Annotated in this window: 15 protein-coding genes, 5 tRNA genes and 2 pseudogenes; 5 read left to right on the top strand and 17 right to left on the bottom strand. The window is 64.8% G+C overall.

The annotated features are described in order from the left end of the window. Nucleotides 1-87: 87 nt before the first annotated feature. From nusG to lolB, 14 genes and pseudogenes are all read right to left on the bottom strand, one after another. Nucleotides 88-648, bottom strand: coding sequence for a transcription termination/antitermination protein NusG (gene nusG / locus QM707_RS03490; protein ID WP_415000479.1), 561 nt, complete (start codon nt 646-648; stop codon nt 88-90). An 11-nt stretch (nt 649-659) separates the two neighbouring features. Further along, entirely contained in the window at nt 660-1,040 is a 381-nt protein-coding gene (secE, locus tag QM707_RS03485) for a preprotein translocase subunit SecE (RefSeq protein WP_415000478.1), read from the bottom strand. A 57-nt stretch (nt 1,041-1,097) separates the two neighbouring features. Then, nucleotides 1,098-1,173, bottom strand: a tRNA-Trp gene (locus QM707_RS03480). A gap of 114 nt (nt 1,174-1,287) precedes the next feature. Further along, nucleotides 1,288-2,478, bottom strand: coding sequence for an elongation factor Tu (gene tuf, locus QM707_RS03475; protein WP_415000477.1), 1,191 nt, complete (start codon nt 2,476-2,478; stop codon nt 1,288-1,290). A 60-nt stretch (nt 2,479-2,538) separates the two neighbouring features. After that, a tRNA-Thr gene (locus QM707_RS03470) sits at nt 2,539-2,614 on the bottom strand. A gap of 32 nt (nt 2,615-2,646) precedes the next feature. Then, nucleotides 2,647-2,720: transfer RNA gene (locus QM707_RS03465), tRNA-Gly, on the bottom strand. Nucleotides 2,721-2,746: 26 nt separating this feature from the next. Beyond that, nucleotides 2,747-2,832: transfer RNA gene (locus QM707_RS03460), tRNA-Tyr, on the bottom strand. Nucleotides 2,833-2,900: 68 nt separating this feature from the next. Beyond that, nucleotides 2,901-3,989: pseudogene (ychF, locus tag QM707_RS03455) on the bottom strand (redox-regulated ATPase YchF). A 62-nt stretch (nt 3,990-4,051) separates the two neighbouring features. Then, nucleotides 4,052-4,633, bottom strand: a complete 582-nt coding sequence (gene pth, locus QM707_RS03450; RefSeq protein WP_415000476.1) for an aminoacyl-tRNA hydrolase — start codon at nt 4,631-4,633, stop codon at nt 4,052-4,054. Nucleotides 4,634-4,675: 42 nt separating this feature from the next. Continuing rightward, nucleotides 4,676-5,368 (bottom strand): 50S ribosomal protein L25/general stress protein Ctc, encoded by a 693-nt coding sequence (locus QM707_RS03445; protein WP_415000475.1) that lies wholly within the window; start codon nt 5,366-5,368, stop codon nt 4,676-4,678. Nucleotides 5,369-5,482: 114 nt separating this feature from the next. Further along, the gene (locus QM707_RS03440; protein ID WP_415000474.1) at nt 5,483-6,439 is read right to left on the bottom strand and encodes a ribose-phosphate diphosphokinase; all 957 of its coding nucleotides are present in this window, start codon (nt 6,437-6,439) and stop codon (nt 5,483-5,485) included. Nucleotides 6,440-6,473: 34 nt separating this feature from the next. Then, nucleotides 6,474-6,550 (bottom strand) — tRNA-Gln (locus QM707_RS03435). Nucleotides 6,551-6,680: 130 nt separating this feature from the next. Next, nucleotides 6,681-7,558: pseudogene (gene ispE / locus QM707_RS03430) on the bottom strand (4-(cytidine 5'-diphospho)-2-C-methyl-D-erythritol kinase). Nucleotides 7,559-7,563: 5 nt separating this feature from the next. Next, nucleotides 7,564-8,199 (bottom strand): lipoprotein insertase outer membrane protein LolB, encoded by a 636-nt coding sequence (lolB, locus tag QM707_RS03425; RefSeq protein ID WP_415000473.1) that lies wholly within the window; start codon nt 8,197-8,199, stop codon nt 7,564-7,566. A 98-nt stretch (nt 8,200-8,297) separates the two neighbouring features. Between lolB and hemA the strand changes: the two genes are divergently transcribed. Genes hemA through ppk2 form a run of 5 tightly spaced genes read left to right on the top strand, consistent with a single transcriptional unit; the run spans nt 8,298 to nt 12,410 of the window. After that, nucleotides 8,298-9,569 (top strand): glutamyl-tRNA reductase, encoded by a 1,272-nt coding sequence (hemA, locus tag QM707_RS03420; RefSeq protein ID WP_415000472.1) that lies wholly within the window; start codon nt 8,298-8,300, stop codon nt 9,567-9,569. After that, a complete protein-coding gene (prfA, locus tag QM707_RS03415; RefSeq protein ID WP_415000471.1) occupies nt 9,547-10,632 on the top strand; it encodes a peptide chain release factor 1 in 1,086 nt (361 codons plus the stop codon). The genes hemA and prfA overlap by 23 nt, the downstream gene beginning before the upstream one ends. Then, on the top strand, nt 10,629-11,075 hold the full coding sequence (locus tag QM707_RS03410; protein WP_415000470.1) for a GNAT family N-acetyltransferase: 447 nt from the start codon (nt 10,629-10,631) through the stop codon (nt 11,073-11,075). The genes prfA and QM707_RS03410 overlap by 4 nt, the downstream gene beginning before the upstream one ends. A gap of 4 nt (nt 11,076-11,079) precedes the next feature. After that, nucleotides 11,080-11,601 carry a molybdenum cofactor biosynthesis protein B gene (gene moaB, locus QM707_RS03405; protein WP_415000469.1) on the top strand — a complete coding sequence of 174 codons (522 nt, stop codon included), beginning with the start codon at nt 11,080-11,082 and terminating at the stop codon, nt 11,599-11,601. A 29-nt stretch (nt 11,602-11,630) separates the two neighbouring features. Beyond that, nucleotides 11,631-12,410, top strand: coding sequence for a polyphosphate kinase 2 (gene ppk2 / locus QM707_RS03400; protein WP_415000468.1), 780 nt, complete (start codon nt 11,631-11,633; stop codon nt 12,408-12,410). Nucleotides 12,411-12,431: 21 nt separating this feature from the next. Here the strand turns inward: ppk2 and QM707_RS03395 are convergent, their stop codons facing one another. The 3 genes from QM707_RS03395 to QM707_RS03385 are packed head-to-tail and all read right to left on the bottom strand — an operon-like array spanning nt 12,432 to nt 14,527. After that, a complete protein-coding gene (locus tag QM707_RS03395; protein WP_415000467.1) occupies nt 12,432-12,701 on the bottom strand; it encodes an acylphosphatase in 270 nt (89 codons plus the stop codon). Further along, nucleotides 12,698-13,267, bottom strand: coding sequence for a TlpA family protein disulfide reductase (locus QM707_RS03390; RefSeq protein ID WP_415000466.1), 570 nt, complete (start codon nt 13,265-13,267; stop codon nt 12,698-12,700). Before QM707_RS03390 ends, QM707_RS03395 begins: the two co-directional genes overlap by 4 nt. 3 nt (nt 13,268-13,270) lie before the next feature. Then, a complete protein-coding gene (locus QM707_RS03385) occupies nt 13,271-14,527 on the bottom strand; it encodes a YihY family inner membrane protein (RefSeq protein ID WP_415000465.1) in 1,257 nt (418 codons plus the stop codon). Between the last annotated feature and the right edge of the window lie 19 nt (nt 14,528-14,546).

Raw genomic sequence — 14,546 nt, 5'->3', positions numbered from 1 at the left:
TCTCCGGGTGCTAGCGCCTGCTTGGCAGGCTCCCCATCGCGCCAGGGATTTCACGTGCCCTGACTTCACGTTGTCGCTTTTTCCTGCTCAAGCCTTCTCGACCTGGGCGAACTCCAGATCCACCGGCGTCGAACGCCCGAAGATCAATACCGCCACGCGCAGGCGGCTCTTCTCGTAATTGACTTCCTCGACCGTGCCGTTGAAGTCGTTGAACGGGCCATCGGTGACGCGCACCAGCTCGCCCGGTTCGAACAAAACTTTCGGACGGGGCTTGTCGGCACCGTCCTGGACGCGACGCAGGATCACGTCGGCCTCCGAATCCTTGATCGGCAACGGGCGTTCGGCGGTGCCGCCGATGAAGCCCATGACCTTGGGCGTTTCCTTGATCAGGTGCCAGCTCTCGTCGTCGATGCGCGGAATGCCGCCTTCCTCGTTGGTCTCGATCTGCACCAGGACGTAGCCCGGGAAGAACTTGCGCTCCGACTTGCGCTTCTGGCCGCCGCGCATCTCCACGACTTCCTCGGTAGGGACCAACACGTCGCCGAACTTCGCTTCCATGCCCTCGCGCGCGATGCGCGTCGCCAGGGCGCGCTGCACCTGGTGTTCGAAACCCGAATAGGCGTGAACCACATACCAACGCTTGGCCACGTCGCGACTCCTTAGTTGCTCAAAAGCCACTGGATGGCCAGCGAGATCACCCAATCGAACAGGGCGAGGATCAGGCTTACCGCCAGCACCACAATCAACACCACCACGGTGATCCGGCGCGCTTCCTGCTGCGTCGGCCAGACCACCTTGCGCAGTTCGAACAGCGACTCGCGCAAGAACTCACGACCCTGATGGCCGAGCGCCGTCATCGCCATCACGCCGATCGCCGCAACGATGGCCGCAGCCACCAGCAGCACGCGCACCGGCGTCGGCCAGGCGGTCAGCAGGTAGTAGCCCGCGATGCCGCCGCCGGCCACCAGCAGGGCCAGCGCGTACTTCGCGATGTCGGCCGGGCTGGTGCCCTGCGCAACTTGTTCTGCCTTAGTGTTCATTCCGACCTTGCTGATTCTTCCTGCGCAGCCCCGGCTTTGACCTCGGGGCTGTGTGGATGGCACGCCAGGAGGGACTCGAACCCCCAACCTGCGGTTTTGGAGACCGCTGCTCTGCCAATTGAGCTACTGGCGTATCGTGTTTTCCGAAAAAGCGACGGCGGCTCACGCCGCCTTCGCCCTTTACCGCGTCTTCCGCGGCCCCGCTGCAGGCAGCAGGGCGATGGAAGCAGGCGTCGCCGCCCTAGTCTTACTTGATGATCTTGGCCACCACGCCGGCGCCGACCGTGCGGCCGCCCTCGCGGATCGCAAAGCGCAGGCCTTCGTCCATCGCGATCGGGGCAATCAGGCTCACCACCATCTTCACGTTGTCGCCCGGCATCACCATCTCCACGCCTTCCGGCAGCTGGCAAGCGCCCGTCACGTCCGTCGTGCGGAAGTAGAACTGCGGGCGGTAGCCCTTGAAGAACGGCGTATGACGACCACCCTCGTCCTTCGACAGCACATACACCTCGGCCTCGAAGTCCGTGTGCGGCGAGATCGAACCCGGCTTGCACAGCACCTGACCGCGCTCGACTTCGTCGCGCTTGGTGCCGCGCAGCAGCAGGCCCGCGTTGTCGCCCGCCTGGCCCTGGTCCAGCAGCTTGCGGAACATCTCAACGCCCGTCACCGTCGTCTTGACCGTCGGACGGATGCCCACGATCTCGATTTCGTCGCCCACCTTGATGATGCCGCGCTCGATACGACCCGTGACCACCGTGCCGCGACCCGAGATCGAGAACACGTCTTCCACCGGCATCAGGAACGCCTTGTCCACGTCGCGCACCGGCTCCGGGATGTACGTGTCCAGCGCGTCCACCAGCTTCAGGATCGCCGGCACGCCAATCTCCGACTGGTCGCCTTCCAGCGCCTTGAGCGCCGAACCCTTCACGATCGGCGTATCGTCGCCCGGGAAGTTGTACTTCGACAGCAGCTCGCGGATCTCCATCTCGACGAGCTCCAGCAGCTCGGCGTCGTCGACCATGTCCGCCTTGTTCATGAACACCACGATGTACGGCACGCCGACCTGACGGGCCAGCAGGATGTGCTCGCGCGTCTGCGGCATCGGGCCGTCCGCCGCCGAGCACACCAGGATCGCGCCGTCCATCTGCGCCGCACCCGTGATCATGTTCTTCACGTAGTCGGCGTGGCCCGGGCAGTCCACGTGCGCGTAGTGGCGCGTCGGGCTTTCGTATTCCACGTGCGCCGTCGAGATCGTGATGCCGCGCGCCTTCTCTTCCGGCGCCGCGTCGATCTGGTCGTACGCCTTGAACTCACCGCCGAAACGCTCCGCGCCGATCTTCGTCAGCGCCGCCGTCAGCGTCGTCTTGCCATGGTCCACGTGACCAATCGTGCCCACGTTCACGTGGGGCTTGGTGCGCTCGAACTTGCCCTTGGACATTGCGTTTACCTGATGAATTCAAGATTGATGTTTGTCTCGACGGAACCGTTTCCGCGAGGATGGTGCTCATGACTGGAATCGAACCAGCGACCTCTTCCTTACCAAGGAAGTGCTCTACCGACTGAGCTACATGAGCAACGTTCTGGGGTGCCGCACTTACAGTTTCAATGGAGCGGGAGACGGGAATCGAACCCGCATGATCAGCTTGGAAGGCTGAGGTTCTACCATTGAACTACTCCCGCGTTTTGCAGTGATGCAGACGCGAAACTGGTGGAGGGAGGTGGATTCGAACCACCGAAGGCGTGAGCCAGCAGATTTACAGTCTGCCCCCGTTGGCCGCTTGGGTATCCCTCCGACAGGGAGCCCGTAATTTTCACGGGCGCCGCCCCGATTGTCAACGCCTGTAGCGCGCTTCGAGCGACTCAGACGTTGAAGCGGAAGTGCAGCACATCGCCTTCCTGCACGAGGTAGTCCTTGCCCTCCAGGCGCAGGCGTCCGGCATCCCTCGCCCCCGACTCACCCCGATACTTCAGATAGTCGTCGAAACCGATCGTCTCGGCCCGAATGAAGCCCTTCTCGAAGTCGGTATGGATTACGGCCGCCGCCTGGGGGGCGGTCGAACCGGCCTTGACCGTCCAGGCTCGGACTTCCTTTACGCCGGCGGTGAAGTAGGTCTGCAGGCCAAGCAGGCGATAGGCCGCCCGGATCACGCGGTTCAGGCCAGGCTCGTCCAGACCAAGATCGGCCAGGAAGGCGCCCTGGTCCTCGGGGTCCAGCTGGGACAATTCCTCTTCGATAGCAGCGCACACCGGGACGACCTGGGACCCTTCGGCCTGCGCCCGGGCCCGGACTGCATCAAGGTGCGGATTGTTCTCGAACCCGTCCTCCAGCACGTTGGCCACGTACATGACTGGCTTGAGCGTCAGAAGGAACAGGTCGCGGACGGCCGCCCGATCTTCTTCGGACAAGCCCAGGCCGCGCGCCGCGCGCCCTGATCCAGGCCGGCGCGAATGCGGCCAAGCACCTCTTCTTCACGATGGCATCTTTATCACCGGACTTGGCAGCTTTTCGACGCGGTTGTAGGCTTTTTCGACAGAGTCCAGATCCGCCAGCGCCAGCTCCATGTCGATCGTCTCGATGTCGGCGATCGGGTCGACCTTGCCCGCGACATGAATGATGTCGGTGTGCTCGAAACAGCGAACGACGTGGGCGATGGCGTCGACTTCGCGGATATGGGCCAGGAACTTGTTGCCCAGCCCCTCGCCCTTGGAGGCGCCCGCGACGAGCCCGGCGATATCCACGAACTCGACCGAGGTCGGGATGACCTTCTGCGGTTTGACGATCTCGGCCAACTGAGCCAGGCGCTCGTCCGGCACCGGCACGACGCCGGTATTGGGCTCGATGGTGCAGAACGGGAAGTTGGCCGCGGCGATGCCTGCCTTGGTCAGTGCGTTGAAGAGCGTGGATTTGCCGACGTTCGGCAGACCGACGATGCCGCATTTGATGCCCATGGATGATCCTGTGGCGATAAGCAGTCAGCAGTGGCCGGCACCAACCGGGCACTGCTCACGGCTCAGGGCCTCGGGGTATGCAGGCGTTTCATCGCCTCGTTGAAGTCGCCGCGAACCGCGAGAGGCATGACCTCGATCGCATCGTCGATCGCACGCAGGATCGAAGCCTCGTCGTCGCGCCCGGGACGCCCCAGCACCCACGGCGTGACCTTGTCCTTGTGGCCGGGATGACCGATGCCGATCCGCAGGCGGTGGAACTTGCCGTGACCGAGATGGGCGATGCTGTCGCGCAGGCCGTTCTGACCGCCGTGTCCGCCATCGAACTTCAGGCGCGCCGCGCCTGGCGGCAGATCCAGCTCGTCATGCGCCAGCAGGCATTCTTCCGGTTCGATCTTCCAGTAACGCAACGCCGCCGAGACGGATCGCCCGCTGGCATTCATGTAGGTCGCCGGCTTCAGCAGCCACACCGGCTGGCCATCGATCTGCGCCTTGGCGGTTTCGCCATGCAGCTTCGATTCCAGCCCGAAACGCGCGCCGGATTTTTCCGCGAGCGCGTCAATAAACCAGAACCCGGCGTTGTGCCGGGTTCTGGCGTGTTCGGAGCCGGGATTGCCCAGTCCGACGATAAGGCGAAGACCTGCCATCGAAGAACGGACCGGCGACGCCCGCGAGCGCCGCCGGAACGATTACTTCTTCTTGTCGGACTTGGCCGGCGCCGCAGCCGGCGCCGCAGCCGCCTTGGCGGCCTTGGTCGACGGGACTTCGGCAGCAGCTTCCGGAGCCGCGGTCTCTTCCACTTCTTCCTTGGCGTGCTTGGCGATGACGAGCGCCAGATCGTGCTCCTTGCCGAGCTTGAGCGACGGCAGGATGACGCCAGCCGGCAGCTTGAGTTCGGACAGGTGGACGATGCCGCCGACGTCGAGCGCCGACAGATCGAGCTCGATGAACTCCGGCAGGTCCTTCGGGAGGCACTGCACTTCGACTTCGTTGAGTTCGTGCGTGATGATCACGCCGCTGGTCTTGCCGGCCGGCGACTTCTCCTGGTTCAGGAAGTGCAGCGGGACGTTGAAGCGGATCGCCTCGTTCTCGTCCACGCGCTGGAAATCGAGGTGCATGATCTGCTGCTTGAACGGATGACGCTGCATGTCGCGCAGAAGAACCTTCTGCACGCTGCCGTCGATGGCCAGGTCGAGGATGGACGAGTAGAACCACTCGTTCTGGCTGGCGAGCCAGAGATGGTTGTGCTCGAGCTGGACGGTCTGCGGGTCCTGCTTGGCGCCGTAGACGATGGCCGGCACGTGACCGCTGGTACGCAGGCGGCGGCTCGCACCTTTGCCTTCGACCTTGCGGCTGGAAGCCGTGATGTTGTGGGTTGCCATGTTGTTGAACCTTCTTCAGTAATGAACCGCCTCGCGGCGGCGTTGCCACTCACCCGCGACCAGGTGAGCGATTTTGGACGGCCGCGGTAGTCCCGCCGCCATCCGGATGCTTGGTCAATCTACGTACAAGGTGCTGACCGACTCGCCCAGCGAAATGCGCCGGATCGTCTCGGCCAACAGTTCCGCCACGCTCAGCTGGCGAATGCGTCCGCATTGGCGCGCCGCATCGCTCAGCGGAATCGTGTCCGTCACCACCAACTCATCGAGCTGGGAGGCGGTCAGGTTGGCGATGGCCGCGCCGGAGAGCACCGGGTGCGTACAGTAGGCCACCACCTTTTTCGCGCCATTCTGCTTCAGCGCCGCCGCAGCGGCGCAAAGCGTGCCGGCCGTATCGACGATGTCGTCGACCAGCACGCAGGTCTTTCCCGCCACGTCGCCGATGATGTTCATCACCGTGGCGACGTTGGCTTTCGGGCGACGCTTGTCGATGATGGCGAGATCGGCATCATCGAGGCGCTTGGCGATCGCGCGGGCGCGGACCACGCCACCCACGTCCGGAGACACGACGATCAGGTTGTCGGTGCCCTGGTTGCGCCAGATGTCGGCCAGCAACAGCGGCGATGCATAGACGTTGTCGACCGGCATGTCGAAGAAGCCGGGAATCTGGTCGGCGTGCACGTCCACCATCAGCACGCGATCGGTTCCCACCGAGCCGAACATCTTGGCCGCCACTTTCGCCGTGATCGGCACGCGAGCGGAGCGCGGGCGGCGATCCTGGCGCGCGTAGCCGAAATACGGCACCACGGCGGTCACCGTGTTCACCGAAGCGCGCTTGAGCGCATCGATGATGACCAGCAACTCCATGAAATGCTCTGCCGTCGGCGCGCAGGTGGGCTGGATCACGAACGCGTCCTGGCCGCGGACGTTTTCCTCGATCTCGACCTGGACCTCGCCGTCGGAAAACTTTCCGACGAGCGCCTTGCCCATCGGTACGCCCAATTGCCGGCAAACCGCTTGCGCCAGCACGCGATTGGCGTTACCGCTGAAAACGAGCATGTTTTGCTTGTTCATGGCCAGGTTCGCATGCAGCTGTTGACGGTGGAATTGGCAGGGGCGGTAGGATTCGAACCTACGGATGCCGGGATCAAAACCCGGTGCCTTGGGCCACTTGGCGACGCCCCTACGTACGTCGTCGAACATCCTGTCCGACTTCGATCTCGCGGCGCCAGCCAAGCTGTCGCACGCTCGAGCTCAGCACTTTCGTGCCTCGCGTTCGCGCATCCCTGCACGAAGCTTCAGCGTTGCTACCGGATCACCCTTCTCGATAGCGCTCCAGCGCATCGAACAAGGGCGAGCGCGCTGCTGACATCGCCACCCAGGCATCAAGCCCGGCCGGCAACGCGCGTCGCGCCGCCTCGGCCGCTTCGACATCATCGAAGCGAACGAAACATCCCCCTCCCGTGCCGGTCAGACAGGCTTCGCCGTGTTGCGAGACTCCGCCAGCACCTCATCGACACGAGGCTGCAGGCGACGCAACACGGGCTCGAAGGCATTGCCCCGAACCATCCCGGAAAGGAAGTCCGATATTTTCGCTGGCGCAGCATCCCGCGTCAAATCAGGGGCTTGGAACAAGTCCGCAGTGGCGACGGAGACCCCGGAGTCGACAATCAGGAAAACGGCGGCGGGCAGGTCCAGGGGCGTCAACCTCTCGCCGACGCCCTCGGCCCAGGCGCTCCGCCCGCGCACGAAAAGCGGCACATCGGCGCCCAGACCCAACCCGAGTTCGGCCAGGCGGTCGATCGACAGGCCCTTACCCCACAAGGCATTTAGGGCGAGCAAGGTCGACGCCGCATCGGAGGAGCCGCCACCGAACCCGCCTCCGACCGGAATCCTCTTTTCAACGAAGATGTCAGCGCCTTCACTGGCATTCGTCTCACTTTGAAGACATCTGGCAGCACGAACCGCAAGATCATCCTTCGGGTCGACCCCATAGGGCCGGGCTCCGACCCCGACCCGGCGGACCTGCCCATCCTCCCGAACGCGCAGATGAATGAGATCGCCCCAATCGAGCAACTGAAAGACGGTTTGCAGCAGGTGATAGCCGTCAGTCCGGCGCCCGACGATCTGCAGGAACAGATTGAGCTTGGCTGGCGCCGGCCAGGCACTCCAGCCCTCGCCGGGAAGCTCGATCCCGCTCACCGGCCTGTCCACGCGTCGATGATCAGGCGGACGGTCGCCTCCGATTGTCGTGCGTAGAGACGGCCCGGTCTCGGCGGCTGGCCACGACCCCAGTCGCGGAATTCGACCGCCCAGCCACCCTGTTCCAACAAGGCGGGATGCCCCGTCGCATCGAACTCCATCCGGCTCGGGCCGTCGGTGCGCGCTCCGCGCACCCAGTGGCGCATCGAATCGACGGGTATTCGCCAACCGGTGGCCTCGAGCAACAGGGCTTCGGCATCGCGGCCCTCGCGTACTCCGCCCTCCAACCCTTCCAGCCTGACCTGGCCGCTGCGCCTGGACAGGTTCCAGCTCTGTCCCGTAACCGGGGCCGTCAGGCGCAGGTCGAAATCCTCTCCGGATTGTCGCCATTCGATGCGTCCGCTCCCGCCCTGGCCTCGAGCACTCAAGGCGACGCGACCGCTGAAGCCCCAGTCGGTTTCCGCAAGAACGGAGCGCTCGCGTTCAGCCTGTAGTGCCTCCGCCCGCGCGGTATCGATCCGAACCGGCGGCGGCGCGCAGGCCGCGGTCAGCAACGCCAGCAGGCCCGCAGCCAGCCAGTTCGCGGGGCGGATTCGGCGACGCGGCGATGAAGATTCGGCGCAGGAAACCATGGTCTGGGCGGCGTCGGCTAAAATGGAAGCCGGCCCGATACCGGCCGGCGCGGCGAGAGCTTATCGCATCGCCCCAAGGTCATGACACGGAACACTGGATGCCGCTGATAGCGCTGGGACTGAATCATCAGACCACGCCGCTCGCCCTGCGCGAGAAGGTGGCGCTCGATGCCGCGCGATTGCCGGAAGCACTGACCGAACTCCAGGCACTGGCAGGCGTGGAAGAGGCGGCACTGCTGTCCACCTGCAACCGGACCGAGATTTACGCACAGGTTGCCGACGGAACCGAGCCGCGTATCGCTTCCTGGCTGGCGCGATACCACGGTATCGAACCCGATGCGCTGACCGGTTATCTCTACCACCACCACGATACGGAGGCCGTCCGCCATTTGTTCCGCGTGGCCACCGGCCTGGATTCGCTGGTGCTGGGCGAGCCCCAGATCCTCGGGCAAGTGAAGGAGGCCTGGCAGGCCGCCCGCGACGCAAAAAGCCTGCGCACCTCGCTCGACCGCCTCTTCCAGCAGACATTCTCGGTGGCCAAGCGCGTGCGCACCGATACGCGCATCGGTGCGCATCCGGTTTCCGTCGCATTTGCCGCCGTCCGCCTTGCGCGCCAAGCCTTCGCCGACCTCGATCGCGCCTGCGTCATGCTGATCGGCGCCGGCGACACCATCGAACTCGCCGCGCGACACCTGGCCGACGCGCACGTGCAGCGGCTGTTGGTCGCCAACCGCACCCTCGAACATGCCCAGACGCTGGCCAGTCGCCACGGCGGCGTCGCGCTGCCGCTGTCCGAGGTGGAACGACACCTGCCCGAGGCCGACATCGTCATTTCGGCGACAGCGAGCCGGGAACCCATCCTGCGCAAGGATGCCGTGCGAGCCGCGCTGAAGCTGCGCAAGAACCGGCCGATGTTCATGCTCGATCTCGCGGTGCCCCGCGATATCGCCGCGGACGTGGCCGAGCTGGCCGACGTCTACCTGTACACCGTGGACGACCTCGAGCACGCGATCGAGGAAAACAAGGCTTCGCGTCGCGAAGCCGCTCAACAAGCCGAGGCCATCATCGACCTGCAGGTCGAACATTACCTGTCGTGGTGGCAGGCACAGGGTCGGCAGGATGCGCTACGCCGCCTGCGCACGACCGGATTGGCGACGCGCGACGAGGCGCTGGCACGCGCACGCAGCGAACTGGCAAACGGCGAAGCGCCGGAGCATGTCCTGGAACGCCTCGCCCACCAGCTGACCAACAAGCTCCTGCACGCACCCAGCGCGGCGTTGCGTCGCGCCGCTCTCGATGGCGACAGCGAGCTGCTGCGCGCCGCCGAGCGCCTCTACGAAGACGCCGATGACTCCGAACCTGCGCCGTAAACTCGAAGCGCTGGCCGAGCGGCACGAGGAAGTCGGCCGCCTGTTGGCCGAACCGTCGGTATCGGCAGACAACGCGCGCTTCCGCGCCTTGTCGAAGGAGTTCGCACAGCTCGAACCGGTCGTCGCGACGCTGGCACAACACACGCAAGCCAGGCGCGACCTTTCCGCAGCGCTCGGGCTGCGCGACGACCCGGAAATGCGCGAACTCGCCGAGGAAGAAATCCCGGCGGCGCAGGACCGCATCGTCGCGCTGGAGGAACAACTCAGTCTGCTGCTGATCCCGCGCGATCCGCGCGACGAAGGCAATCTCTACCTCGAAGTGCGCGCCGGCACGGGTGGAGACGAAGCAGCGATATTCGCCGGCGATCTGTTCCGCATGTACGCGCGTTACGCCGAGCGCAAGCGTTGGAAACTGGAGATCGAATCCGCCAGTCCGGGCGAACATGGCGGCTACAAGGAAATCGTCGCGCGCATCGAAGGGCGCGGCGCCTATTCGCGGATGAAGTTCGAGTCCGGCACGCATCGCGTGCAGCGGGTACCCGAGACCGAAGCGCAGGGCCGTATCCATACGTCGGCGGCAACTGTAGCGATCCTGCCCGACTACGAGGAAGTCGCCGATGTGCAGATCAATCCGGCCGACCTGAAAGTCGATACCTTCCGCAGTTCGGGCGCCGGCGGACAGCACGTCAACAAGACCGAATCGGCGATCCGCATCACTCATGTGCCGAGCGGACTGGTGGTGGAGAACCAGACCGAGCGGTCGCAGCACGCGAATCGCGACAAGGCGATGCAACGCCTGAAGGCGGCCCTGCTCGATGCCGAGCGCAGCAAGGCCGAAGCGGCCACCGCCGCTGCCCGGCGCCTGCAGGTCGGCAGCGGCGATCGCAGCCAGCGCATCCGCACCTACAATTTCCCGCAGGGCCGCATCACCGACCATCGCGTCGAAGGCCTGACCCTGTACGATCTCGCCAACATCATCGATGGCGATCTCGACGAACTGGTGGACCGCTTGACGCGCGAGCACCAGGCCGACGAACTCAAGCTTCTGACGGAGGCGGCATGAGCCTGACGGTGCGACGCATGGAAGCAGGCGATGTGGATCGGGTGGCACCGCTGTTCGACGGCTATCGTCGATTCTACGGCCAGCCTACCGACTTGCCGCGTGCCGCCGCTTTCCTGCGCGAACGACTCGACCGCGACGAGAGCGTCGTCCTGTTCGCCGAACGCGCCGGTGAAGCGCTCGGCTTTACCCAGCTCTACCCGATCTTCTCTTCGGTGGGCACCGATCGCGTCTGGTTGCTCAACGATCTGTTCGTCGCCGACACCGCGCGGCGCCTGGGCGTCGGCGAGGCGCTCTTGTTCGCGGCACGCGATTTCGGCCAGTCCCGAGGCGCGCTGCGCCTCGTGCTGGAAACCACGCGCGACAACCAGATCGCACAGGCGCTGTATCGGAAACTCGGCTGGCAGGCCGATGCGACGCAATGGTTCCATCTACCCCTGAGGTGAGCGCATGAGCGCGTCTCGCGATTTCGTCGCCCTGAACCTGTGCGTGCTGACGGTGTCCGACACGCGCACACCCGAGAACGACAGCTCCGGCGATTATCTCGTCGATGCCCTGCGCGAAGCCGGCCATGGCCTGCGGGAACGCGCCCTGCTGCCGGACAATCGCTATCTGCTGCGCGCGCGCGTCAGTGCCTGGATCGCCGACGAGGGCGTGGACGGCATCCTCGTCACCGGTGGCACCGGCTTCACCGGTCGCGACTCGACGCCTGAAGCCTTGCTGCCCCTGCTCGACAAGGAAATGCCCGGCTTCGGCGAGATGTTCCGCGCATTGAGCTTCGAAGAGATCGGAACCTCGACCCTGCAATCGCGCGCGTTCGCCGGCGTGGCCAATGGCACCTTCCTGTTCGCCCTGCCCGGCTCCACCTCGGCCTGCCGCACAGGCTGGGAAAAGCTGATCCGCGCGCAACTCGACGCGCGCACGCAACCCTGCAACCTCGCCGGCCTGCGCCCGCGCCTGCGCGAAAGCTGACACTCCACTCCCGCTTCGGAAGGACAGCCATGAGCAAACTGAAGAAGAAGGACTACGCCGAAGAGCTCGAGAAGCTGCAGATCGAGCTCAATCGCATGGCGCGCTGGCTGCAGCACACCGGCAAGCGTCTCGCCGTCGTCGTGGAAGGTCGCGACACCGCCGGCAAGGGCGGCGTGATCCACGCCATCGCCGATTGCCTGAGCCCGCGGCAATGTCGCGTGGTCGCCCTCTCCAAACCCAGCGATCGCGAACTGGGCCAGTGGTATTTCCAGCGTTACGTCGAACACCTTCCGGCGGCCGGCGAAATCGTTCTGTTCGATCGCAGTTGGTACAACCGCGCCGGCGTCGAGAAGGTGATGGGATTCTGCACACCGGCCCAATCGACGGCCTTCCTGAAACAGGCGCCGATCTTCGAGAAGATGTTGGTGGACGACGGCATCCTGCTATTCAAGTATTGGCTCGCCGTGGACCAGGCCGAACAGGAACAGCGTTTCGCCGAACGCCTGGAAGACCCCCTCAAGCGCTGGAAGCTGTCGCCGATCGACGTGAAGGCGCGGGAGAAATACGCGGAGTACGGTCGGGCTCGCGACGAGATGTTCGCCGCCACGCATACGCGTCACGCGCCTTGGACGGTCGTCGATTTCAACAGCCAGAAACGTGGCCGACTGAACATGATCCGCGACCTGCTCGACCGCCTGCCCGACACCGCGGTGGACGAGTCGAAGATCGAGTTCCCGCCGTTGAAAGGCAAACCTGGCGTGGAACGCTATCGGGGCACGGTCAAGCCGATCAAGGGCAAGTTCTCCTGAATCGTCTCGCGCACCGGCGCATCAGCCGATCGTGAACCCTGCAGAAGCCGTCGGCGTGGCGATGTCTTCGCGACCGACGCTCGTCACTTCGGCCAGCGGCGGTCCCCGCCACAACCAGCGCTCGAGCTCGTCTACCGCTTCGGCTGATCCGATCGCGATCACTTCCACGCTGCCATCGACGAGATTGTTGGCGCTACCCCGCAAACCAAGCCGGACCGCCTGCTCCCGCGCGGATGCGCGGAACCAGACGCCCTGCACCTTGCCCGAAACGATGAACTTCGCCGCGATCACGGCGTCGCCGTGGTTTGCGCCGCCTTCTCGATCATCTTCGCCAGTTCTTCCGAGGTCGTCGGGCCCAGGAATTGCTTCGCCACCTTTCCGTCCGGCGCGATCAGGTAGGTCATCGGCAAGCCGCGCGGCGTATCGAAATCGGCCGGCGGATTGTAGGTGTCGATGATCGCCATCGGATAGGACATGGGATGCTCCTTCAGGAAGGCTTCCATGTCCGCGCGCTCGATCTCCTCGTAGGCCAGGCCGATGATATCCACGTCGGCACGCGTCTTGTCGAAGGCATCGAGATCGGGGATTTCCTTCAGGCAGGGCGTGCACCAGGTGGCCCAGAAATTCACCACGACCCAGCGTCCGCGATGCTCGGCCAGGTCGAACGTCTTGCCGTCGAAGGTTTCCAGCTTGAGCGATGGTTTCTCGGGTTTCGCGGCCGGTGCGACCGGCGCTGGCGCCGCGGCCGGTGCGGCGGGAGCGGCGGGCGGAGCCGGAGGTGCGGGTGGCTCGACGGGTTTGCAGGCAGACAGCGAGAGGGCCGCGACGACCAGCACGAGAGGGAATTTGAAGGACATGGCTCAGGAATCCTTGGGTGTTTTCATGAAGCTGGCGACACTGCGATGCATCGGGTCGCGCAGAGGTTGGCGCAGATGGTCGAGCGCACGCTCGGCGGCCCGGCCGAGCGCATCCTGGCGGCCAGGTAGCGGCAGGTCGACCGTCGGTATGCGGAGGCCCATGCCTTCGTAGAGCTCGCCCAGGCTGACGGTATCGAGGTCGCGCGCGAGCAACCAACCGCCTTGCTCGCTGCGCTCGATGACGCGCAACTCGCAAAGCGAGGACAGCATGCGCTGGATATTGTCGTCCGTCAGGCTGGGTTCGCGTTGTTGTATGTCCTGGATGTGCAGGGTCTGACCGCTCCCGCGGACCTCTTGCAGACGCCCCAGCAGACGCAGCACGCCGTAGAACTCCGCGCCGGCCGGCAAGCGCAACGCGCGCGGCTGATAGCGGAAGGAGGACAGCGAGGCGGAGAACGACGCACCCAGCAATACGACCAGCCAGCTGCTGTAGAGCCAGATCAGGAAGATCGGCACGACGGCCAGCGTGCCGTAGAGTTGCGCGAACGATGCGTTGCGCAGATAGACGGCGAACGCCCACTTCAACCATTCGAACAGCAGCGTCGCCAGCAAACCGCCGGATACCGCGAAGCGCAAGGGCACCGTGCGATGCGGGATCAACCAGTAGGCCAACGTGAAGCCCACGAATTCGATCAGGGTGGGCAGATAGCGCAGCATGTATTGCCAGAACCCCATCGTCTCCATGCCCGAGAGCGCCGGCATCGACAACAGGGCCGAGGTCGCCGCCAAGGCGGAGACCATCAGCAGGGAACCCAGGGTCAGCAGGGTCCAGTAGAGCAGGAAGCGCGTCAGTCGCGGTCGCGGCGACGGCACGCGCCAGATCCGGTTCATCGCCTGTTCGATGCTCCACATCGTCAGCAGCACCGACACCAGCAGCGCGCTGACGCCCGTGCCGGTGAGATTGCGGGCGCTGTCGGCGAATTCGCGCAGATACTGCTCGAGCACGCGGGCCGACATCGGAACGAAGTTCGAAAAGATGAAATCGGTCAACCGGGCCGACCAAAGGTCGAAAGCGGGGAACGCCGAAAGCACCGCGAACACGACCGTCGTGAACGGCACCAGGGCGAACATGCTGGTGTACGCCAGCGCGCCGGCCGATTCGAAGCAACGGTCGTCCAGGAAGCGCCTGAGCAGATAGCGCCCGAACTGGCTGACGCGTTCGCGGTCGATCCGTGCGACCCAGCGGCGAAGGACTTCCATCGTCATGGCCCAAGGTTAA

Origin of the sequence: Arenimonas sp., assembly GCF_047602345.1 — a bacterium.
Taxonomy (GTDB): Bacteria; Pseudomonadota; Gammaproteobacteria; order Xanthomonadales; family Xanthomonadaceae; genus Arenimonas.
Note: the sequence above shows the minus strand (reverse complement) of the source record. Positions and strands in the feature narration are given on the sequence as shown.